The 22,885-nt window shown below is 32.4% G+C and carries 18 protein-coding genes and 1 pseudogene; 14 read left to right on the top strand and 5 right to left on the bottom strand.

Annotated features, from left to right (window positions below; translation table 11 throughout):
• Window positions 1–23 precede the first annotated feature (23 nt).
• The 4 genes from OU788_RS07110 to OU788_RS07095 all read left to right on the top strand — a co-directional run bounded on the left by OU788_RS07110 (window position 24) and on the right by OU788_RS07095 (window position 4,517).
• Window positions 24–1,019, top strand: coding sequence for a metal-dependent hydrolase (locus OU788_RS07110; protein WP_274634521.1), 996 nt, complete (start codon window positions 24–26; stop codon window positions 1,017–1,019).
• A gap of 62 nt (window positions 1,020–1,081) precedes the next feature.
• Entirely contained in the window at window positions 1,082–1,633 is a 552-nt protein-coding gene (locus tag OU788_RS07105) for a hypothetical protein (protein ID WP_274634520.1), read from the top strand.
• Entirely contained in the window at window positions 1,633–1,956 is a 324-nt protein-coding gene (locus OU788_RS07100) for a hypothetical protein (protein ID WP_274634519.1), read from the top strand. The genes OU788_RS07105 and OU788_RS07100 overlap by 1 nt, the downstream gene beginning before the upstream one ends.
• 221 nt (window positions 1,957–2,177) lie before the next feature.
• The gene (locus OU788_RS07095) at window positions 2,178–4,517 is read left to right on the top strand and encodes an FdhF/YdeP family oxidoreductase (protein ID WP_274634518.1); all 2,340 of its coding nucleotides are present in this window, start codon (window positions 2,178–2,180) and stop codon (window positions 4,515–4,517) included.
• 10 nt (window positions 4,518–4,527) lie between these two features.
• Here the strand turns inward: OU788_RS07095 and OU788_RS07090 are convergent, their stop codons facing one another.
• Window positions 4,528–5,562 (bottom strand): RluA family pseudouridine synthase, encoded by a 1,035-nt coding sequence (locus tag OU788_RS07090; RefSeq protein ID WP_274634517.1) that lies wholly within the window; start codon window positions 5,560–5,562, stop codon window positions 4,528–4,530.
• Between the two features lie 15 nt (window positions 5,563–5,577).
• On the bottom strand, window positions 5,578–6,159 hold the full coding sequence (locus tag OU788_RS07085) for a PASTA domain-containing protein (RefSeq protein ID WP_274634516.1): 582 nt from the start codon (window positions 6,157–6,159) through the stop codon (window positions 5,578–5,580).
• Between the two features lie 153 nt (window positions 6,160–6,312).
• Between OU788_RS07085 and OU788_RS07080 the strand changes: the two genes are divergently transcribed.
• From OU788_RS07080 to OU788_RS07055, 6 genes are all read left to right on the top strand, one after another.
• On the top strand, window positions 6,313–7,290 hold the full coding sequence (locus OU788_RS07080; RefSeq protein ID WP_274634515.1) for a D-alanine--D-alanine ligase: 978 nt from the start codon (window positions 6,313–6,315) through the stop codon (window positions 7,288–7,290).
• Window positions 7,291–7,296: 6 nt separating this feature from the next.
• Window positions 7,297–7,749, top strand: a complete 453-nt coding sequence (gene coaD / locus OU788_RS07075; protein ID WP_274634514.1) for a pantetheine-phosphate adenylyltransferase — start codon at window positions 7,297–7,299, stop codon at window positions 7,747–7,749.
• Window positions 7,750–7,813: 64 nt separating this feature from the next.
• A complete protein-coding gene (locus OU788_RS07070; RefSeq protein WP_274634513.1) occupies window positions 7,814–9,562 on the top strand; it encodes a M14 family metallopeptidase in 1,749 nt (582 codons plus the stop codon).
• A gap of 61 nt (window positions 9,563–9,623) precedes the next feature.
• The gene (locus OU788_RS07065; protein ID WP_274634512.1) at window positions 9,624–10,142 is read left to right on the top strand and encodes an RNA polymerase sigma factor; all 519 of its coding nucleotides are present in this window, start codon (window positions 9,624–9,626) and stop codon (window positions 10,140–10,142) included.
• Window positions 10,143–10,215: 73 nt separating this feature from the next.
• A complete protein-coding gene (locus OU788_RS07060) occupies window positions 10,216–11,133 on the top strand; it encodes a FecR family protein (protein ID WP_274634511.1) in 918 nt (305 codons plus the stop codon).
• Window positions 11,134–11,171: 38 nt separating this feature from the next.
• Window positions 11,172–13,505: a TonB-dependent receptor plug domain-containing protein gene (locus OU788_RS07055; RefSeq protein ID WP_274634510.1), complete on the top strand. Its 2,334-nt coding sequence runs from the start codon at window positions 11,172–11,174 to the stop codon at window positions 13,503–13,505.
• Window positions 13,506–13,542: 37 nt separating this feature from the next.
• On the opposite strand, the gene OU788_RS07050 is transcribed toward OU788_RS07055, so the two are convergent.
• A complete protein-coding gene (locus tag OU788_RS07050) occupies window positions 13,543–14,718 on the bottom strand; it encodes a GlmU family protein (protein ID WP_274634509.1) in 1,176 nt (391 codons plus the stop codon).
• 104 nt (window positions 14,719–14,822) lie between these two features.
• On the opposite strand from OU788_RS07050, the gene OU788_RS07045 reads away from it, so the two are divergent.
• Both OU788_RS07045 and OU788_RS07040 read left to right on the top strand, forming a co-directional pair.
• Window positions 14,823–15,206, top strand: coding sequence for a 6-phosphogluconate dehydrogenase (locus OU788_RS07045; RefSeq protein ID WP_274634508.1), 384 nt, complete (start codon window positions 14,823–14,825; stop codon window positions 15,204–15,206).
• A complete protein-coding gene (locus OU788_RS07040; protein ID WP_274634507.1) occupies window positions 15,199–15,744 on the top strand; it encodes an acyl-CoA thioesterase in 546 nt (181 codons plus the stop codon). The genes OU788_RS07045 and OU788_RS07040 overlap by 8 nt, the downstream gene beginning before the upstream one ends.
• A gap of 74 nt (window positions 15,745–15,818) precedes the next feature.
• Here OU788_RS07040 and carB read toward each other — a convergent pair whose 3' ends face one another.
• Entirely contained in the window at window positions 15,819–18,671 is a 2,853-nt protein-coding gene (gene carB / locus OU788_RS07035) for a carbamoyl-phosphate synthase large subunit (protein ID WP_274634506.1), read from the bottom strand.
• A gap of 102 nt (window positions 18,672–18,773) precedes the next feature.
• Window positions 18,774–18,935 carry a 50S ribosomal protein L34 gene (gene rpmH, locus OU788_RS07030; protein WP_028891113.1) on the bottom strand — a complete coding sequence of 54 codons (162 nt, stop codon included), beginning with the start codon at window positions 18,933–18,935 and terminating at the stop codon, window positions 18,774–18,776.
• Window positions 18,936–19,167: 232 nt separating this feature from the next.
• Here rpmH and OU788_RS07025 point away from each other — a divergent pair, with 232 nt between their 5' ends.
• Both OU788_RS07025 and yidC read left to right on the top strand, forming a co-directional pair.
• Window positions 19,168–20,781 (top strand): CTP synthase, encoded by a 1,614-nt coding sequence (locus tag OU788_RS07025; RefSeq protein WP_274634505.1) that lies wholly within the window; start codon window positions 19,168–19,170, stop codon window positions 20,779–20,781.
• 195 nt (window positions 20,782–20,976) lie between these two features.
• Window positions 20,977–22,850: pseudogene (yidC, locus tag OU788_RS07020) on the top strand (membrane protein insertase YidC).
• The last annotated feature ends 35 nt before the right edge of the window (window positions 22,851–22,885 follow it).

Genomic DNA, 22,885 nt, shown 5'->3' with positions numbered 1-22,885 from the left:
AGTTTTATAAGTATTTTTGCTTTATGGATTCACTTACGCAAATTGTTTTGGGTGCTGCAGTTGGAGAGGCTGTATTAGGAAAAAAAGTTGGTAATAAAGCAATGTTTTATGGTGCTATTGCTGGTACAATTCCTGATTTAGATGTATATGTTGGAAAACTTTTCGATACTGTTACTGCTCTAGAAATACACAGAGGTTTTACACATTCTGTTTTTTTTGCAATCATTTTTGGGTGGATTTTCGGTTGGCTTATTTCCTTGTATGAGAAAAAAGCCTCCACAAAAGAATGGGCACTACTCATGTTTTGGGGATTTATTACGCATCCAATTCTAGATGCCCATACCACTTGGGGAACTCAACTTTTTTGGCCTCTCGACATACGATTGGCTTTTAAAAACATTTTTGTGATTGATCCTCTATACACATTACCTTTCTTAGTGTTCCTGTTAATGGCAATGTTTCAACGGAAAGGAACAGCAAAAAGGAGAAAGTATAACAATTTAGGACTGATTATTAGTAGTTCTTACATGGCAATTACTATTGTTATCAAAGGAATCACTTATACTAAATTTTCACATGCTTTAAAAGAACAAGGTATAACTTATAAAGAGATAGAAACCAAACCTACGCCTTTTAATACTGTTTTATGGTCTGCAAATGTAGAGACTGACGATGCTTATCTAATAGGTTATTATTCTTTTTTTGACACCAAACCGATTGAGTTTTACTCCTATCCTAAAAATCATCATTTGTTAGATAATTATAAAGATGATGTTTCTGTAAAACGACTTATAAAAATCACCAAAGGTTGGTATACGATTTCAGAAAAAAATAATGCTATTTATTTAAATGATTTACGCTTCGGACTGCTTAGTGTAGCTCCGAATTTTCAACAGTTTGCTTTTAGTTTTAAGATAATTGAAGAAGATAATAAAGTGGTTATTGATGAAGTCCCTAGAAACAGAGAAAAAGCCAAAGAACTCATAAATGATCTTTGGGTTAGAATTCAAGGAAATTAATTGAGAAATCGCTGTATATGTCGTAAATTTGCAACTCTATTTAAAAGCAGCGTTACTCAGGTTTGAGACAAAAATATTTTCACTTTTTTTCAATCATCTTTTTAGTTCTTACTCAATTCGCATTTATTACTGCATTATTGCTTGAACATAAAAATGTTTTTGCCGTAATATCGTTAACAACACTTATTACTGCACTCATAATTTACACCTACATAAAATTCTTTAAAATTAAAGAAGTAGATTTTGAGCCTTTCTATGTAATGATTTTTGTTATCGCTGGTGCGCTACTTACAAGTTATTTGCATCTTTTTACTCCTTTGAATTCTGTTTTAGCAGCAGCACTTATTGGAACAATTGCTTCCTTTTTACCCAATTTGAATAAACAGTCAAAAGTTTTACAAAATATACCTAATGCCATGTACTGTGGTTGTTTTGTAGGAATGTCACAAAAACACGTTGCAATCGATTATAGTTTTATACTCATTGCAGGTATGATAGCTGGTATCTTTTATATGTTTTCAAAAAATCTGTTTCATGGAGTTGGTGGTAAACTAGGTACTCTTGCTTTTGGTAGCGTTGTTATCTCATCTTTATTATTGTTAATTCTATCATAATGCTAACTACTATAACAATATATTTAACAAGCATACTCGGAGCTTTTTTAACCTTTTTAGTAAGCACAAAATACAAACAAGGTCCAGTTAGAGCCTCTGCCCTATTAACACTTATTGTTGCTGGTGTATGCTTCCTTTTTCCTGAGTTATTTCCAAAAGATATAACCAACCAAATTCCTTGGGTATTTTTTGGTGCTTCTTTTGTTGGAATGACCTCTGGAAAGCTTACTCGAAACTATATTTCAATTATTTTCGCAGGAATAGTTTTCGGATTCATATATACGGTTAGTCCTATTTTTTTAATGGTTATGGAGGCGCATTAGGAACAGCTGCTTGTATTTCTATCTTAGTTGTTATTGGAATAAACAATCTTATCCGACTTTCAAAAGCATCAAAAAAGAAAAAGAAACTACTTAAAAAGGTAGTTCTTAAAAGTTAATTCTATTATAGGTTACATTATTCAATGTAACTACAAAATCTCTCAACCTACTACAATCTCCTTTATTTTTTCTTAACTTTATCTTCTTAAGATTAGAGAGAAATCATGGAGAATAAACCTAAAAAACAAGCTTCTGCTGAACCTCCGTATAAGTTATTAAGTCTAAGAACTGGTAAACCAAAAGACTGGGCTGCTGGTATTCCTGGAGTTACGAACGCTATAAAAAGCTTAATAAACGATAAAGCTTTGGTTAGAGGTGGAAAAGCCTTGTTTAAAATGAATCAGTTTGATGGTTTTGATTGTCCTAGTTGCGCTTGGCCTGATCCTGATGATGAACGTTCTCCTATTGCTGAATACTGTGAAAACGGAGCCAAAGCTTTAGCTGAAGAAGCCACTAGTAAAAGAATTACTGCAGATTTTTTCAAACAAAATTCTGTGTATGATTTATCTCAATTAACTGATTATGAAATCGGACACTTAGGTCGCCTTTCTGAACCTATGTATCTTCCAAAAGACGGTACCCACTACGAGCCTATAACTTGGGATAATGCTTTTAGCAAAATTGCCGAACACTTAAACAAATTAGAATCTCCTAATAACGCAGCTTTTTACACTTCAGGAAGAACAAGTAATGAAGCTTCATTTGTTTATCAACTTTTTGTTCGCGAATTCGGAACCAACAACTTTCCTGATTGCTCTAACATGTGCCATGAAACCTCTGGTTTTGCCTTAGCTCAAACAACAGGTATTGGAAAAGGAACTGCTACTTTAAACGATTTTTACGATACTGATATTGTAATAATTATCGGGCAAAACCCTGGAACAAACTCACCACGAATGTTGAGTGCTCTTGAAAAAGGGAAAAAGAACGGAGCTAAAATCATCGCTGTTAATCCGCTTCCTGAAGCAGGTTTAATGGGCTTTAAAGATCCTCAAAAAGTAAATGGTATTTTAGGAAAAGGGGTTCAACTCGCAGATTTGTATCTTCCTGTAAAAATCAATGGAGATTTAGCCCTTCTAAAAGCAATTGAACAATTACTATTATGTTTTGAAAAGGAAACCCCTGGAAAAGTTTTTGATCAAGATTTTATTAAAAATAAAACGGTTGGTTATGAAGAACTAATCAAACAAATAGAAAACTATAACCTTGAAGAGCTAGCAAAAGCTTCTGGTGTTTCATTAGAAGATATCCGTAAAGCTGCAGAAATGTTAGCTTATAAAAATAGAATTATTATTTGCTGGGGAATGGGACTTACCCAACAACCTAACGGAGTTGATATTTTAAAAGAAGTTTTAAACCTATTATTCTTAAAAGGAAGTATCGGTAAACCTGGAGCCGGTTCTTGTCCTGTTCGCGGACATAGTAACGTGCAAGGAAACAGAACAATGTTGATCAATAATCACCCTTCGCAAGAACAACTAGATAAACTTGAAGAAGTTTTTGGTTTTAATCCACCAAGAGAAAACGGTTATGATGTGGTTGACACCATAAAAGCAATGAATGAAGGAAAAATAAAAGTACACTTTAGCATGGGTGGAAATTTCTTATCAGCTACTCCAGACACTACCTATACAGCAAACGGATTAAGACAACTGAACCTATCTGTTTCTGTTTCTACTAAACTTAATAGAACCCATTTAATTCACGGTAAAGAATCTATAATTTTACCTACAATTTCCCGAAGTGAAACAGATATTATAAATGGTGAATTACAACATGTAAGTACCGAAAATGCAATGGGAATTGTAGAATGGTCAAGAGGAATGTTACAGCCAATTTCAGATAAACTAATCAACGAAACTCATATCGTTTGTCGAATGGCAAAAGCTACTTTAGGAAACAAAAGTGTGGTTGATTGGAATCGTTACATGAACAGTTATGATGCTGTAAGAGATGATATTGAAAAATGTATTGTTGGTTTTGAAAACTACAATGTTCGTGTAAAACAAAAAGGTGGATTCTACCTACCTAACGGTGCTCGTGAAGGAAGCTTTAAAACAAAAGAATTTGGTGACCGTGTTCCGTTTTCTATAACTAAATTACCTCAAAACACACTTGCCGACGATGAATATTTAATGGCTACTGTAAGAACACACGATCAGTTTAACACCACTATTTACGGATTAGATGATCGCTACCGCGGAGTATATAACGAGCGTCGTGTAATTTTTATGAATAAAAAAGATATAGAAAAAGCTGGATTTAAAGCAGGCGATAAAGTAGATTTATTCAACTATGACAATAATACCGAGCGTATTGCTCCACTTTTCATTATTGTTGAATATCCTATTCCTGAAAAAAATACAGTTACGTATTTCCCTGAAACTAATGTATTAGTATCTATTCATAATGTAGTAGCAGGAAGTAACATGCCAGCTTCTAAGCATGTTAAAATTAAGATTAGAAAACACAACCCTAAGAATTTGTTGAAAAAAAATAATTAATCTTACTGGTTTACTCTTCTAATTTAGAGTTTTCAGAATAGGTACGCCATTTTGCCAAACATGCTTCAATATCCTCAGGAATTTCAGAGTTAAATTGTAAAAACTCTCCTGTAGTTGGATGCGTAAATCCTAACGTTTTTGCATGTAACGCTTGTCTTGGTAAAACCTTAAAACAGTTCTCAACAAATTGTTTATACTTAGTAAATGTAGTTCCTTTTAAAATTGTATCACCTCCATAACGCTCATCGTTAAATAAGGTATGTCCTATATGTTTAAAGTGCGCTCTAATTTGATGTGTTCTACCCGTTTCTAACTTACATTGTACCAAAGTTACATACGTTAATCGCTCTATAACTTTATAATGTGTCACTGCATGTTTTCCGTGTTCTCCATCAGGAAAAACATCCATTTGTAAGCGATTTTTCAAACTACGTCCTATGTTCCCTTCTATAGTACCTTGATCTTCTTCTATATTTCCCCAAACTAAAGCATAGTACAAACGTTCTGTAGCTCTATCGAAAAACTGTTTCGATAAATGTGCCATTGCATATTCAGTTTTTGCAACAACTAACAATCCACTAGTATCTTTATCAATACGGTGCACCAAACCTGGACGTTCATTCGAATTTTTAGGTAAGTTTTCTATATGGTGAATTAACCCATTTACTAACGTTCCTGAATAGTTTCCATGACCTGGGTGCACCACCATTCCTGCTGGCTTGTTTACTACAATTACCTCGTCATCTTCATACACGATATCAATCGGAATATCTTCAGCAACCAATAAATTCTCATGTGGTGGATAGGTTAACACCACTCTAACCACATCCTTTGGTTTTACTTTGTAGTTTGGTTTTACTACAACATCATTTACCAGCACATTTCCTGCTTTGGCTGCTTGTTGTATTTTATTTCGAGTAGCATTTTCAATAAAATTCATTAAAAACTTATCTACTCGTAAAGGTACTTGACCATCAGTAGCTACAAACCGATGGTGTTCGTATAAATCATCATTCTCAAAATCTGGAGTCGTCTCTTCCTGCATCAATCAATATTAAAATTAGTTTCCGTTACCATCTCCTAAAATTAAATCGATGGTTGTTTGTTTTGGTAATTTTGTTCCTGGTTCTATTTTTTGTCCGTTATGTTTTAATCCACGAACTACATCCTTTCCTATATCGTGTACCCAAGTAACATTATTTCCTACTTTAAACCCTATAGAACGTAAATGTGTAGTTGCTTGACGTCTTGTTCGTCCATTTAAATCAGGTATTACAACATCTCTGTACTTAGACGGATTTAATGTTAAATATATTTTACGTTTTTCTTTTACAAAATCCCCTGCTTCTGGATCTTGTTCAATAATCGATTTTTTAGGATATTCAGGGTTATAACTAGCACTATCAATCACTACAAAATCTAAGTTCAATTCGTCTAACTTTTGTGTTACTTCATCTAAAGACATTTTGTGCAAGTTTGGCACTTGTATTTTTTGGTTGTGGTTTGTCGTTACTCCAAGCCACCATTGTAGTCCGAATACGAATATAAATATTGCTACAACTGCTATAATTACGTTTGTTAAAAAAGATTTACTTTTAATAAATTGAAATAAACCTCCAGACTTTTCTGTTAAATTACTCATATCATTTTTTTGTAAGATCGCACAAATGTACAGTAAAAATAGTACTATTTTCAAATCAACAAGTCTTAAACGAGTTTTTTTGGTAAGTTTGTATAATCCTACATTGGGATTTTAAGAAAACAACAACAAAACAGTAATTGAAATATAAATAAAGTGAAAAAAAACATCGCTATTATTATGGGAGGATATTCCTCAGAAGTAGGTATATCTTTAAAAAGTGGTAATGTAGTTTACAAACATCTTAATAAAGAAAAATACAACCCGTATAGAGTTCATATTTTAAAAGATAAATGGGTTTTGGTTGATGATGAAGAAAATGAACACCCTGTTAATAAGCATGATTTTTCTGCTGAAATTGACGGAACTAAAATCACTTTTGATGCTGTTTTTAATGCCATTCATGGTACTCCTGGTGAAAATGGAGTAATTCTAGCATATTTTAACCTTATCGGATTAAAACATACTTCTGCCCCATTCTATCAAATGGCATTAACTTTTAATAAACGAGACACATTAAGTGTACTAAAAGAATATGGAATTCCGGCTGCAACTTCCGTTTATTTAAATATAGGAGATAAAATCAACACTGATACTATCATTGAAAAAGTAGGATTACCTTGCTTTGTAAAACCTAACGGTGCGGGATCTAGCTTCGGAATCTCTAAAGTATATACACAAGAAGAATTAATTCCTGCTATTGAAAAAGCCTACGAGGAAGATTCAGAAATATTAATTGAAAGTTTTTTAGATGGAACTGAAGTTTCTGTGGGTGTAATTCAGTACAAAGGAGAAACTAAAGTATTACCAATTACTGAAATTGTTTCTGATAATGATTTCTTTGATTATAAAGCTAAATATGAAGGAGAATCGCAAGAAATTACTCCAGCGCGTTTAACAGAAGCTCAAGAGAAGAGCGTAAATGATATTGCTAAACGTGTGTACGAAATTTTAAATATGAGCGGATTTTCACGTTCTGAATATATTCTGGTAAATGACGTTCCTCATTTCTTAGAAATGAATACTGTTCCTGGATTAACAGAAGCAAGTATTTTACCACAACAAGCCAATCATGCTGGTATTTCTTTAACTGAATTATTTGGAAATGCTATTGAAATGGCTTTAAACAACTAATTAACAATGAAAAGAGCAATTTTTCCAGGATCTTTCGACCCAATAACTTTAGGACATGTAGATATTATTGAACGTGGTGTTACACTTTTTGATGAACTAATCATCGCTATTGGTGTAAATGCTGATAAAAAATATATGTTTTCTTTAGAAGAACGTAAACGCTTTATTGAAGAAACTTTTAAGCATGAACCTAAAATAAAGGTACTAACTTACAGCGGACTTACCGTAAACTTTTGTATAGAGCAAAATGCTCAATTTATTTTAAGAGGTTTACGAAATCCAGCAGATTTTGAGTTTGAAAAGGCAATTGCCCATACCAATAGAAAACTCTCAGAAATTGAAACTGTTTTCTTACTAACCTCTTCTGGTAAGAGTTATATCTCATCCTCTATTGTTCGTGATGTAATTCGTAACGAAGGAGATTACACTGGTCTGGTTCCTGATGCTGTTAGAATTTAATCGCAGGGTGATAATTAAAGGTTTAATTACCTAGGCTTCCTCTAAACACTTAAAATATTATCCATTGAAAAAGCTAGCTGTATTATTACTACTAATTATTGTTGCTTGTAAACAAGAGTCTAAAAAAGAAACAAAAGATTTTACTACGTTGTTTGAAACTTCAAACGGAACAGAAACACCTACTTATAATGAGGTAATTTCTTATTACAAAGGTTTGGCTGACACCTATTCTGAAATTTCTTTATTTGAAATTGGTACAACCGATATTAGTAAACCTTTACACTTAGCTGTTTTTAATACAGATGGAAAAACAGACATCAATCAAATTAAGAACTCTTCAAAAAATAGGGTTTTAATCAATAACGGAATTCACCCTGGAGAATCTGACGGAATAGATGCTTCAATGTTACTATTAAGAGACATCGTTCAGAATGACTCCTTAAAAAGCAAGTATAAAAACTCTTTGATTTGTGTTATTCCTGTGTATAATATTGGTGGAGCTTTAAATAGAAACTCTCATACTAGAGCAAATCAAAATGGTCCTAAAGAATATGGTTTTAGAGGAAATGTGCGTAACTATGACCTAAATCGTGATTTTATTAAACAAGATACTAAGAATGCAGCAGCGTTTGCTGAAATATTTCACACTGTAAATCCAGATGTTTTTATTGATAATCATGTAAGCAATGGCGCCGACTATCAATATGCTATTACCCACCTATTTACACAACATAACCAATTAGGTGGAAAGTTAGGAGAGTTCATTGAAACCAAAATGCGCCCTGAAATTGAACAATCTTTAGCTCAAAAAAATATTATTATAACCCCGTATGTAAATGTTTGGGGAACAACTCCTGAAAGTGGTTGGTCTCAATTTTTTGATTCTCCAAGATATTCTACTGGGTACACTAGCCTATTCAACACCTTGGGCTTAATGGTAGAAACACACATGCTTAAACCTTATAAAACACGTGTAGAGCAAACTTATGAACTACTATTTTCAACATTAGATTTTTCCAAAGAAAAAAGTAATGAGATAAAAGAATTACGTAAAAATGCTGTGCAGGAAATTATCAATAAAAAAACATATCCTATTGCTTTTACAGTTGATAAAGAGAATCCTTCTACACTTAATTTTAAAGGATATGAAGGTATTTTTATAGATAGTAAGGTTACTAACGGAAAGCGTTTATTTTATGACAGAACAAAGCCTTACACTAAAGAAATTTCATATTACAACAATTATATCCCAACAAAAGAAGTTACCATACCTAAAGCTTATATTTTAGAACAAGGTTGGCGCGAAGTTGTGGAGCGATTACAAAATAACAATATTGAATTTACTCGTTTTAAGAATAATACTATTTTAACAGTAGAAACACAGCACATCAAAAATTTTGAAACTCGAAACACTGCTTACGAAGGTCACTATTTACATTACAATACTGAAGTTATCAAAACAGAAAATCAACAAATTAAATTCAACAAAGGAGATATTTATATTCCTACCAATCAAACAGGAATTCGCTATATCATAGAAACCTTAGAAGCCGAAGCTGTAGATTCTTTCTTCAACTGGAATTTCTTCGATACTATTTTACAACAAAAGGAAGGTTACTCTGCCTATGTTTTTGAGGACATTGCTGAAGCTTTTTTACAAGAAAACCCTACAATTAAGAAACAGTTTGAAGAAAAGCTAAGCACCGATGAGAGTTTTGCCAAAAATCCACAAATGCAACTGTATTGGATTTACACCAAAACTCCACACTATGAAAAAGCGCATAAAAAACTACCTATTTTTAAGTTATATTAACAATTAGTAAACCTCTTCGTTACATTTTTATATTTTTGTTAATGATTAGGAAGTCAGTCTAATGGAAAATGAACCCTTAAAATCTGTTTGTGAGCAAAAAAACTTTGAAGAAGTCTTCAATAAACACTCACAAACTTTACGAAATTATATTTACTATAAATGTGGCGATACTCAGCAAGCTGAAGATATCGTTCAGGAAGCCTATATCAAATTATGGCACAATTGCGCTAAAGTAATTTTTGAAAAGGCTAAATCCTTTTTATATACCGTGGCAAACAATCACTTTTTAAATGAAGTGGCTCATAAAAAAGTGGTATTAGAATATCAAAAACAAAATACTACCAATAATACATCAATAGAAACTCCTCAGTTTATATTGGAAGAAGATGAATTTCATAAAAAATTAAAAAAAGCGATTGCTGACCTTCCTGAAAGGCAACGAGAAGTTTTTTTACTAAGCAGAATAGATAAGAAAAAATACAGTGAAATTGCTGAAATTGTTGGTGTTTCTGTTAAGGCTGTAGAGAAAAGAATGAGTAAGGCATTACTTACTTTAAAAGAACAAATAGGTAAAGTGTAATAAAAAATACTATTTGTAGTAGGGTAATTAGTTTTTTAATTGTTTTTAATACAAATAGCACGAATAATAGGAAATGAAATTAAATTATAAAGATGAGACTTTTTTAGCCAGATGGATAGCCAATGAGCTTTCCTCTAAAGAGCTGGAAGAATTTCAACAATCTGACGTTTATCATCAATTTAAAGCCATTGATGATGCTTCTCAGTTGTTAAAAACTCCTGATTATAATCAGAAAGAAGCGCTTATCCAAATTCAAAACAAGTTACAATCTAAAAAGGCAGAGAAAAAAGTCGTTAAATTAATTCCTACATGGATGTACGGCGCTGTTGCTACTATAGCTTTGCTACTTAGCTTTTTTTACTTTAATTATAGTACAATTAATATTTCTACAAGTTACGGAGAGCATTCAACTATAACTTTACCAGATAATTCAACGGTACATCTTTCTCCTAACTCTACTGTTAGCTACAAAAAATACAAGTGGGATGGTAATAGAGAGTTATCTTTAAAAGGTAAAGCTTTTTTTGAAGTTGAAAAAGGTAAATCTTTTACTGTAAACACTTCAGAGGGTAACGTTACAGTTTTAGGAACTAAATTTACAGTTAATACTTCTGAAAATTATTTTGAAGTTCTATGCTACGAAGGAAAAGTAAAAGTTACTTCTAAAAGCAATGATGAAACTATTTTAACCTTAGGAAAAGCTTACAGAAATTATAATGAAAAAGCTGAAAAATGGACTTTTAATTCAGATAGCCCTTCTTGGTTAAAAGGCGAAAGTTCTTTCACTAATGTTCCCTTACACCAAGTAATTAAAGCATTAGAAAACCAATTCAACTTAAAGTTTGATTCTTCAAAAATAGATACCGAAAAACGATTTACAGGTACTTATACACATGAAGATGTTAATATAGCATTACAAACTGTTTTTGCTCCTATGAAAATTTCTTATAAATTAGCAAAAAATAGTACTGTTATATTGACATATAATTAATGAATATAAAATTAAGTATACTTTTTATATGCTTAGCAATGTCTATTTTTTCTCAGGAAAAGATAGACATTTCTTTTATAGACACTCCTTTATTAGACGTTCTAAAACAAACGGAAGCTAATTTTGGGGTTAAATTTTCGTATAACCCTGAAATAATTCAAAAAGATATTTTTTCATTTTCACAAAAAAACTGTGAATTAGTATATCTCTTGGGGGAAATTGAGCGTCAAACTTCCTTTGTTTTAAAAAAAATAAACGAGCGCTACTATTATATTACAAAAAATACGACTCTTAGTGAAGAAAATTATACGCTTCTTAATGAAATTCTTGTTACCAACTATATAACCTCTGGAATTAACAAAAAGAAAAATGGAGCTATTTCTATTTTACCAAAACAACTTGGAGTATTACCTGGGTTAACAGAACCTGATGTTTTAGAAAGCTTAAAAATTATTCCTGGAGTTCAAAGTCCTGATGAAACTGCTGCGGGTATATATATTAGAGGAGGGACTCCTAATCAAAACTTAGTACTTTGGGATGGAATAAAAACGTACTATTTAGGCCATTTTTTCGGAATGATTTCTGCTTTTAATCCATACACTACCAAAGAAGTTGTGCTGTCTAAAAGTGGTACAAGTGCTAGATATGGAAATAGAGTTTCTGGAGTAATCGACATAAAAACTTCTGAAGAAATTCCTGGAAAAATTACTGGAAGCTTTGGCTTAAATATGACACATACTGATGCTTTTATTAACGTTCCTTTATCAAAGCAAACAGCTTTATCTTTTTCCGCTCGAAGCTCATATTCTAATATTTTAAAGACTTTTACTTTTAATAAATTATCTACAAGAGTATTTCAAACATATAATAACAATCAAGAAAATTATATTATTGATAAAAACATAAAGTTTAGTAGAGATAATGAGTTTAATTTTTCAGATTACACCGCAAAATTCATCACTAATCCTTCTGAAGAAGAATCGTTAACGTTTAGTTTTTTACACACTAAAAATAAAATGTATAATGATTTTACAGTTCCTGATTATAAAGACAAATACCACGACCAGATAAATATTAAAAATACTGGTATGAGCGCTAATTGGAAAAAGGAAACTAGCGAAACAACAACTCATAACGTAAAAGGGTATTTTTCTACTTTTACATTAGACTACAATGCCAATTATAGTTACTACGAAGATTTTCTTGTTGAATTTTCGAGCAAAAGCAATACTTTAAATGATGTGGGGCTTTCGTATAATGTAAACTACTCTCTTAACGATAAAACAGATATCCTTTTAGGATACGATTTCACATCTACAGAGGCCGAATATGATTTAAAATACTCATACAGTCTACAAGGAGAAAATCAATATCGCTCTCAACAAGATGATAAAAGCTCGAACGATACTCATTCAATTTTTGGAGAATATCTATACGACTCTGATAACTGGAATATAAATACTGGAGTACGTTTTAACTACTTTTCTAAAATTAAAAAGCTTGTTGTAGAACCTAGATTATACCTTGAAAAAAAATTAAATACTAACTTTAGTTTTAAAGCTTCTTATGAGCAAAAACACCAAACACTTAGTCAAATCATAGAGTTCCAATCCTCTAGTTTAGGATTTGACTTGGAAAACCAAATTTGGGCACAGGTAAATGATGATGACATTCCTCTTCAAAAAAGTTTACAAGTTTCTACAGGAATTATTTTTAACAAAGACAATTGGAAAATAGATATTGAACCTTACTACAAAAAAGTAACTGGTATGACCTCGCTAACGAGCGGTTATAACGATCAGACCAACGATTTTTCTGACGGAATAGGTAAAATATATGGTATTGATATATTAATCAATAAAAAAATTAATAATTACAGAACTTGGGTTAACTATTCGTACACCAAAAACAGGTTTAAATTTTTAGATTTAGAAAACAAGTATTTTCCTGCCAATCATGATATCACAAATTATTTTTCATGGTCTCATGCCTATACATTAAACGCTTATGAATTTTCTTTAGGTTGGATTTACAGAACAGGAAATCCTTATACTGCTTTAAGAGATTTTTATGTAACCGATAATGGTTTTCCGGTTGTTTATATAGATACAGACAATATTAACGCTCTTAGACTCCCTAATTATCATCGTTTAGACGCTTCTATGACTTACACGTTTAATTTTTCTGAAAAATGGAAAGGTAAATTAGGAGTATCTGTTTTAAACATTTACAACCAAAAAAATATCTTAAGTAGAACTTATAATGCTATTCCTATTATAAATTCAGATAATGAGATTGAATACCAACAAGAACAAGTTGACAAAGTTTCTTTAGGAATGACACCTAATATTGTTTTTCGTGTTAGCTTTTAATAAAAAAAGGTCCTACTAAAAAGTAAGACCTTTGATGTTAATAATTTCTATATTGTTTTGTTTCTTCAAAAATGTGTTCTAAAATCTGTTTTTCTTGATCATCAAACGCAATACCACGTCTTTCCATCACCACTTCGGCTACTTCAAAAACTTTATTCGTTTTATATTCTGTAAAACCTGATGCTCCTCCCCAACTAAACGATGGTACAAAGTTTCTTGGAAATCCACTACCAAAAATATTAGCAGAAACACCTACAACAGTACCGGTATTAAACATGGTGTTAATTCCGCATTTTGAATGATCTCCCATCATTAAACCACAAAACTGTAATCCTGTTTTAGCAAAACGACCCGTTTCGTAATTCCATAAACGAACTTCAGCATAATTGTTTTTCAAATTCGAATTATTGCTATCAGCTCCGATATTACACCATTCTCCTAAAACTGAATTTCCTAAAAACCCATCATGCCCTTTATTAGAATATCCAAATAACACAGAATTATTCACCTCTCCTCCTACTTTACTATGAGGTCCAAGAGTAGTTGCTCCGTATATTTTCGCTCCTAATTTTAACACTGAATGTTCACACATTGCTAACGCTCCGCGTACTACAACACCTTCCATAATTTCAGCATTCTTACCAATATAAATAGGACCTGTTGAAGCATTTAAAGTAGCAAAAGTTAACTTTGCTCCTTTCTCTACAAAAATATCATCTCTATTAATACAATTAACTGTTTCTGGAATTGGTTGTGATTTTCTTCCATCCGTAATTAAATCAAAATCAGCACGAATAGCCTTATCATTTAAAGAAAAAATATCCCATGTATTTTTAATTTGAATAATCTCATCTTCAAACTCTATATGCTCATAAGAAGAAAAATCCACCTCTTCTTGATTATCTGAAGTAAAAAAAGCTATAACATCTTCTCCTTTAAATATCGCTTGATTTTCTTGTAAATTCTTCACCATTTCAACCAAAGGTTTTGTTGGCAAAAAAGAAGCATTTAGCAATACATTTTCTTCCATTTCAACCATTGGATATTTCTCTTCTAAATATTCTTCGGTTACCGTGGTTGTTGTTAAACCCAAGTATTTTTCCCACTTTTCTCTAATGGTTAAAATACCTACTCTTATATCTGCTACGGGTCTTGTATATGTAAATGGTAACAAAGCAGTACGCACATCACCATCAAATAAAATATAATTCATAATCATCATTTTTTGAAGCAACACAAACTTACCACTTTCAATTCATTTTACAAGTCAAAATATAAATCTTACTTTTGTTATTATACATTCTTCAATTAAACACTATGAAAAAAATTTTAGGCCTAATTTTAATTGGTATTGCTCTTATCGCAGCGTTATACTATGCTTTTATTTATTTTGTTCCTTATAGCGAAGGAGTTCGCTCAGGAGAGCTCATAAAAATTAGTTATAAAGGTGTAGTTGTAAAAACTTGGGAAGGAGAAATTAGCCAAGGAATTTCTGGTGCTCAAATTTTTGCTTTTTCAGTTGAAGATAATCAAAAAGAAGTTATTGATAAACTTCAAAAATACCAAGGTCGCTATGTAAAAGTTACATACAAAGAACGTTTTGGTACGTTCTTTTGGCTTGGTGATACCAAATATTTCATCACACATGTTGAAGAAGAACAATCTCCTCATTTTAGAGGTTTAAACAATGATAATGAATAATATTTTTAGAAATATAGAAGACACTCGCATTAGCATTTCTGAGCTAATGCTTCCATCTCATGCCAATTTTAGTGGTAAAATTCACGGTGGATACATTTTAAAACTAATGGATCAAATAGCTTTTGCTTGTGCATCAAAACACTCTGGAACCTATTGTGTTACAGCATCAGTAGATACAGTTGATTTTTTAAACCCGATAGATGTTGGAGAGTTAGTTACTATGAAAGCTTCTATCAATTATGTAGGAAGAACCTCTATGGTAGTAGGTATTCGTGTTGAATCACAAAACATACAAACTAGTAAGGTTAAACACTGTAACTCTTCTTACTTTACTATGGTTGCTAAAAGTGATGAAAACAAACAAGTAACTGTTCCTGGAATCATTATTAACAATGAAAAAGAAATGCGTCGTTTTTTAGAAGCTATAAAACGTTTAGAAATGAAAAAGAAACGACAAGAAGAATTTAATAGCGATAATTTTGTTGCTAAAGATTACATTGAAGATCTAGAAAAATACAATGTGAAAATTAAGTTATAAAAAAATCCGAAGTAAATTTTACTTCGGATTTTTTGTCTATTTTCTATTCTCTCAGTTCTCTTATCTAAAAAGAATTATTTACTCAAATACATTTTACGTCTTGCGTATAAATCGTAGAACTGATCGTCTCTTAAACTTTCAATAAATAAGATACTTTCTCCTGTCGACTTCATCTCTGGTCCTAATTTCTTATTTACATTCGGGAATTTATTGAAAGAGAACACTGGTTGCTTAATTGCAAATCCTTCTAATTGTGGATTGAAATCAAAATCAGTTACTTTTTTCTCTCCTAACATCACCTTAGTTGCGTAGTTTACGTAAGGTTCTTTATATGCTTTTGCTATAAATGGAACTGTACGAGATGCACGTGGGTTAGCTTCGATGATATATACTTTATCATCTTTAATAGCAAACTGAATGTTGATTAATCCAACTGTATCCAATGCTAAAGCAATCGTTTTTGTGTACTCTCTAATTTGTTCTAACACTAACTCTCCTAAGTTAAACGCAGGTAAAGTTGCATTTGAATCTCCTGAGTGAATTCCACAAGGCTCAATGTGCTCCATAATCCCGATGATGTACACATTTTCACCGTCGCAAATAGCATCTGCTTCTGCTTCTATAGCTCCTTCTAAGTAGTGATCTAATAATAATTTGTTATTAGGAATCTTACGTAATAAATCTACTACATGCTCTAATAACTCCTCTTTATTGATTACAATCTTCATTCCTTGACCTCCTAATACATATGATGGACGTACTAAGATTGGGAAATCTAACTCATCTGCTAACGCTAAAGCTTCGTCTGCATTTTCTGCAACTCCAAACTCAGGATAAGGGATATTGTTATCTTTTAATAATGTTGAGAAACTACCTCTATCTTCCGCTAAGTCTAATGCTTTGTAGCTTGTTCCGATAATTGGAATTCCATAACGTTCTAATTTCTCAGCTAATTTTAAGGCAGTTTGTCCTCCTAACTGAACGATAACTCCTTCTGGTTTCTCGTGCTTGATAATATCGTAGATGTGTTCCCAGAAAACTGGTTCGAAGTATAACTTATCAGCCGTATCAAAATCAGTAGAAACTGTTTCTGGGTTACAGTTAATCATAATGGTTTCGTAACCACACTCTTTTGCTGCATATACCCCGTGAACACAACAATAATCAAATTCAATTCCTTGTCCAATTCGGTTAGGTCCTGATCCTAAAACGATAACTTTTTTCTTGTCTGAAACCACACTTTCGTTTGATACTAAAACTTCTCCGTTAGCAGTTTCAATTTCACTTTCAAACGTTGAATAGTAATATGGAGTTTGCGCCTTGAATTCCGCAGCACACGTATCTACTAATTTATAAACACGTTTTATTTTTAACTCTTCACGTTTTTTATACACTTCACTTTCTAAACAACCTAACATGTGAGCGATTTGACGATCACCATATCCTTTTTGCTTAGCTTCCAATAACAATTCTCTATCAAGTGTATCAATTGTATAAGTAGAAATTTCTTTTTCTAACATATACAACTCTTCATATTGACGTAAGTACCACATATCAATCTTAGTGATTTCGTGGATTTTACTCAACGGCATTCCTATTTGAATAGCGTCATAAATAGCAAATACACGATCCCAAGAAGCATATTTTAACTTGTCTTTAATTTGGTTGTAATCTTTATAACTTTTACCGTCTGCTCCTATTCCGTTACGCTTAATCTCTAACGATTGTGTTGCTTTGTGTAACGCTTCTTGGAACGAACGTCCAATACCCATTACTTCTCCAACCGCTTTCATTTGTAATCCTAATGTTCTGTCAGATCCTTCAAATTTATCGAAGTTCCAACGAGGAATTTTCACGATTACATAGTCTAATGTTGGTTCAAATAATGCTGAAGTTGACTTTGTAATTTGGTTGTCTAACTCATCTAACGTATATCCTGTAGCTAGTTTAGCTGCGATTTTTGCAATTGGATATCCAGTTGCTTTTGATGCTAATGCAGATGAACGAGATACACGAGGATTGATTTCAATTGCAATGATATCTTCTTTTTCATCTGGTGAAACAGCGAATTGTACGTTACAACCTCCTGCAAATTCACCGATAGAACGCATCATTTTAATTGCCATGTCACGCATTTTTTGGAATGTTTTATCCGAAAGCGTCATGGCTGGAGCTACTGTAATAGAGTCTCCTGTATGGATTCCCATAGGATCCATGTTTTCAATAGAACAGATAATTACAACATTATCATTATCATCACGTAATAACTCTAACTCGTACTCTTTCCACCCCATCATTGCTTTATCAATCATTACCTCATGGATTGGAGAAATCTCTAATCCTCTTGATAATAATTCTTCAAACTCTTCTTCATTATAAACGATAGAAGCTCCTGCACCTCCTAAAGTAAACGAAGCTCTAATACATAATGGAAAACCAAACTCTTGTGCTATTTCTTTTCCTTTTAAGAATGAAGTAGCTGTAGCTTGAGGTGCCATTGGCACACCTATTTCTTCCATTAATAAACGGAACTTATCTCTATCTTCCGTAATATTAATTGCATCAATATCTACTCCAATAATCTCTACATCAAAATCTTTCCAAATTCCTTTTTCATCAGCTTCAATACAAAGGTTTAAGGCTGTTTGCCCTCCCATTGTAGGTAAAACAGCGTCAATTTGTGGATGTTCTTTTAAAATTTGAACAATTGATTTTGTATTAAGCGGCAACAAGTATACATGATCAGCCATTGATGGGTCTGTCATAATCGTTGCAGGGTTCGAATTAATTAAGATAGTTTCAATTCCGTCTTCTCTCAACGATCTTAATGCTTGCGATCCTGAATAGTCAAATTCACATGCTTGACCAATAACAATTGGTCCTGATCCAATAATTAAAATCGATTTAAGGTCTTGTCTTTTAGGCATTTTAGTTCGTGTTGTGTTGTGGTGTAAAAATAAAAATTGTTTGGTTATAAAAAAAGGCGATACTTATTAGTAACGCCTTTAAATATTAACAATAGTTAATCATTATTTCTTTGGTCTTGATTCAGATGAAACAGACAACTTTTTTCTTCCCTTTGCTCTTCTTCTAGCTAATACTTTACGTCCATTAGCAGAAGCCATTCTTTCGCGGAAACCGTGTTTGTTTCTTCTTTTTCTTTTCGATGGTTGGTACGTTCTTTTACTCATTACAGTATATCTTAAATATCTTCTTTAAATAATGTTTTGCTTTTTGTGAAATTCCGTCTGCTAAAAGCGTGGGCAAATATACAACAGTTTTTCAGTCTGACAAACCCTATTTTTATTTTTTTTCAAAAAAAGTAGGTTTGGCAAAAATACTAAAACTTAAACAATCTTTTTTCTCTTTTTTTATTTGCTGTAATTGCCAGACTTCTTACTTTTGCGCAAACCTAACAACACCATGAACAACACAAAATACGTTTTTGTAACTGGAGGCGTAACTTCATCACTAGGAAAAGGAATTATAGCCGCTTCTTTAGCTAAATTATTACAAGAAAGAGGATACTCTGTAACTATTCAAAAATTAGATCCATATATTAATATTGATCCAGGAACATTAAATCCATACGAACATGGAGAATGTTATGTTACTGATGATGGTGCCGAAACCGATTTAGATTTAGGACACTACGAGCGTTACTTAAACATTCCTACTTCACAAGCAAACAACGTAACTACTGGTAGAATTTATCAATCTGTAATAAACAAAGAGCGTAAAGGGGAATTTTTAGGAAAAACCGTACAGGTAATTCCTCATATTACAGATGAAATTAAGAACAGAGTTCAAATTTTAGGAAATACTGGTGATTTTGACATCGTTATTACTGAAATTGGAGGAACTGTGGGTGATATTGAATCATTACCTTATATTGAAGCTGTTCGTCAATTACAATGGGATTTAGGAGAAGACAATGCTGTAGTTGTTCACTTAACCTTAGTTCCTTATTTGGCTGCTGCTGGTGAATTAAAGACAAAACCTACACAACACTCTGTAAAAATGTTAATGCAAAGTGGTGTTAGTCCTGATATTTTAGTGTGTCGTTCAGAACATGAAATTTCTGATGACATTAAACGTAAACTGGCATTATTCTGTAATGTTAAAAAACAAAACGTAATTCAATCGTTAGATGCTGAAACTATTTACGATGTTCCTAACTTAATGTTTAAAGAAGGATTAGACTATGTTGTTTTAGACAAATTACGTTTATCTACTCGTAAACAACCTAAGTTAACTGCTTGGAACCGTTTTTTAGAGCGTCATAAAAACCCTACTTCTACTATTGAAATTGGTTTAGTAGGAAAATACGTAGAGTTACACGATTCTTATAAATCAATCACCGAAGCATTTATTCACGCTGGTGCTGCCAATAAAACCAAAGTTAATGTTCGTTGGATTCACTCTGAAGAATTAACTCCAGAAAGTGCAATAAAACAATTAGAAGGTGTAGACGGTGTTTTAGTAGCTCCAGGATTTGGTGATAGAGGTATCGAAGGAAAAATTGCAGCAGTACAATATGTACGTGAAAACAACATTCCGTTTTTAGGAATTTGTTTAGGTATGCAAATGGCAGTTATTGAGTTTGCTCGTAACGTATTAAACTTAAAAGATGCTAACTCTACCGAAATGGATCCTAAAGTTGCACATCCTGTTATTAACTTAATGGAAGAGCAAAAAGATGTTACTGAAAAAGGTGGAACAATGCGTTTAGGCGCTTGGGACTGTCAATTAACACAAGATTCAAAAGTTTTTCAAGCATATAAAGAAGAATTAATCAGTGAACGTCACCGTCACAGATACGAATACAATAACGAATATAAAGAACAATTAGAAGCAGCAGGAATGAAAACTGCGGGTATCAATCCTAAAACTGGATTGGTAGAAATTGTTGAAATTGACTCTCACCCATGGTTTGTTGGTGTTCAATACCATCCAGAATATAAGAGTACGGTGTTAAATCCACATCCTTTATTTGTGAATTTTATCAAAGCCGCTTTAAAACACTCTAAAAAATAAATTCAAAAATCCTGTAACTAAAATTACAGGATTTTTTATTTCTCAATAAATTTGGAATACTGTTTGAGCTAATATTCTTAACAAAATTATTCATTGTAAATCCTCTAATAATCTTTGGGGTTTTACTACCTTTGTCGGGTTTTTCAGACAACTAGGAAAACTTTAAGTGACAAGTTGACATTTTAACATATATCAATGGAACAAAAAAAATTTGATTTAAATTCCTTTATCGGAATGCTTTTATTAGGAGGAATTATGCTTTGGTGGATGAATACCCAAAAACCAGACGAAACTCCTGAAGCCACTACTCAAACAGAACAAACCACTAACGCTACCGAAAACGTTCAGAACAACTTAACTGAAAACACCGTTTTAAAAACGATTCGTTACAGCAAATTGCTTTACAAAATAAGTTTGGAGCCTTTGCTTATGGTGCTTCAACAACAAAAGAAGGTAGTACTACTATTGAAAACGACCTTGTTAAGTTAACGGTAGATAACAAAGGTGGGCAAATCATTGAAGCCTTAATTAAAAACTATAAAACGTACGATTCGTTACCTTTATACTTAGTTAAAGACAAAAACGCATCGTTCAACATCAATTTCGGTACTACTGACAACCGAATTTTAAACACTCAAGACTTACTATTTACTCCTACCCTTACTAAAAATGGAGAGGCGCAAGTACTTTCTATGAAGTTAAAAGTTGCTGAAGATAAATTCTTAGAGTACCGTTATGAAATGAAAGAAGGTGATTACCGTGTAGGTTTCGCTGTTCGTTCACAAGGTTTGAGTAATGTTATCAACAGTTCTCAAGAAATCAACTTAGATTGGAACTTAAAAGGTTTTAGACACGAAAAGAGTTTACAAACCGAAAACATGTACTCTTACTACTATTACAAAGCTGATGATGAAGTAGATTACCTACAAATGAACGATAATGAAGTGGTTAATGATATTGACTGGGTTGCGTTTAAACAACACTTCTTCTCTTCTGTATTAACCTCAGAAACTCCTTTAAATAACGCTACGCTAAAATCTGTTGATTTTGCTGGGGAAGATATAGATAGCGTTTATACTAAAACCTACGGATTAAAAGCTCCTTTAGCTTTAACTAACGGAGAATTAAATTATAACATGCAATGGTTTTACGGACCCACCGATTATAATTTATTAAAGTCATATAAAGGTACTAGCCTTGACGAAATTGCCGATTTAGGTTGGGGAATCTTCGGTTTCCTAAACCGTACAATATTTTACCCTGTTTTTAACATGTTAAAAGGATTTATTGGCAACTACGGATTAATCATCATTTTAATGACGATTGTTGTACGTATACTAATGTCTCCAGTATTATACAAGTCGTACTTATCGAGTGCAAAGATGAAGGTGATTCGTCCAGAAATGGAAGAAATCAACAAAAAGTACCCAGGTAAAGAAAACGCTATGAAGCGTCAGCAAGAAATAATGGCGGTACAGCGAAAAGCTGGAGTTAACATGATGTCGGGTTGTATTCCTGCATTAATGCAAATGCCAGTATTCTTTGCTTTATTTAAATTCTTCCCTACGAATATCGATTTTAGACAAGAAGGATTCTTATGGGCTACTGACTTATCTTCTTATGATACGGTTTTTCAACTTCCTTTTAAGATTCCATTTTATGGAGATCACGTAAGTTTATTCCCAATTTTAGCATCTGTGGCCATTTTCTTCTATATGAAAATGAACCAAAGTCAACAAGCTAATATGCAGGCACCTACACAAGAAGGGATGCCAGACATGAGTAAAATGATGAAGTGGATGATCTACTTCTCTCCTATAATGATGTTATTCTTCTTTAACAACTATGCAAGTGGATTAAGTTTATACTATTTCATTTCTAACTTGTTAACTATTGCAATTATGTTTATTATTAAAAACTACGTAATTGATGAAGATAAAATTCACGCTCAAATTGAAGAAAACAAAAAGAAGCCTGTTAAAAAGAGTAAATTCCGTGAGCGTTTAGACGCTGCGATGAAGCAAGCTCAAGAACAACAAGCTGCACAACAACGTGGTAAGAAAAAATAAACTACCTAACTTTAGGTAATTCAATTTTAAAAAAA

This window comes from Tenacibaculum sp. L6 (assembly GCF_028823685.1).
GTDB lineage: Bacteria > Bacteroidota > Bacteroidia > Flavobacteriales > Flavobacteriaceae > Polaribacter.
The sequence above is the reverse complement of the archived record's forward strand: the minus strand, read 5'-3'. Positions and strand labels throughout refer to the sequence as shown.

Excerpts from the sequence above, each read along its gene's own strand:
- OU788_RS07110 (WP_274634521.1), top strand. The coding sequence starts at position 24 with ATGGATTCACTTACGCAAATTGTTTTGGGTGCTGCAGTTGGAGAGGCT.
- OU788_RS07100 (WP_274634519.1), top strand. The coding sequence starts at position 1,633 with ATGCTAACTACTATAACAATATATTTAACAAGCATACTCGGAGCTTTT.
- OU788_RS07095 (WP_274634518.1), top strand. The coding sequence starts at position 2,178 with ATGGAGAATAAACCTAAAAAACAAGCTTCTGCTGAACCTCCGTATAAG.
- OU788_RS07090 (WP_274634517.1), bottom strand. The coding sequence starts at position 5,562 with ATGCAGGAAGAGACGACTCCAGATTTTGAGAATGATGATTTATACGAA.
- OU788_RS07085 (WP_274634516.1), bottom strand. The coding sequence starts at position 6,159 with ATGAGTAATTTAACAGAAAAGTCTGGAGGTTTATTTCAATTTATTAAA.
- coaD (WP_274634514.1), top strand. The coding sequence starts at position 7,297 with ATGAAAAGAGCAATTTTTCCAGGATCTTTCGACCCAATAACTTTAGGA.
- OU788_RS07065 (WP_274634512.1), top strand. The coding sequence starts at position 9,624 with ATGGAAAATGAACCCTTAAAATCTGTTTGTGAGCAAAAAAACTTTGAA.
- OU788_RS07060 (WP_274634511.1), top strand. The coding sequence starts at position 10,216 with ATGAAATTAAATTATAAAGATGAGACTTTTTTAGCCAGATGGATAGCC.
- OU788_RS07055 (WP_274634510.1), top strand. The coding sequence starts at position 11,172 with ATGTCTATTTTTTCTCAGGAAAAGATAGACATTTCTTTTATAGACACT.
- OU788_RS07050 (WP_274634509.1), bottom strand. The coding sequence starts at position 14,718 with ATGAATTATATTTTATTTGATGGTGATGTGCGTACTGCTTTGTTACCA.
- OU788_RS07045 (WP_274634508.1), top strand. The coding sequence starts at position 14,823 with ATGAAAAAAATTTTAGGCCTAATTTTAATTGGTATTGCTCTTATCGCA.
- OU788_RS07040 (WP_274634507.1), top strand. The coding sequence starts at position 15,199 with ATGAATAATATTTTTAGAAATATAGAAGACACTCGCATTAGCATTTCT.
- carB (WP_274634506.1), bottom strand. The coding sequence starts at position 18,671 with ATGCCTAAAAGACAAGACCTTAAATCGATTTTAATTATTGGATCAGGA.
- rpmH (WP_028891113.1), bottom strand. The coding sequence starts at position 18,935 with ATGAGTAAAAGAACGTACCAACCATCGAAAAGAAAAAGAAGAAACAAA.
- OU788_RS07025 (WP_274634505.1), top strand. The coding sequence starts at position 19,168 with ATGAACAACACAAAATACGTTTTTGTAACTGGAGGCGTAACTTCATCA.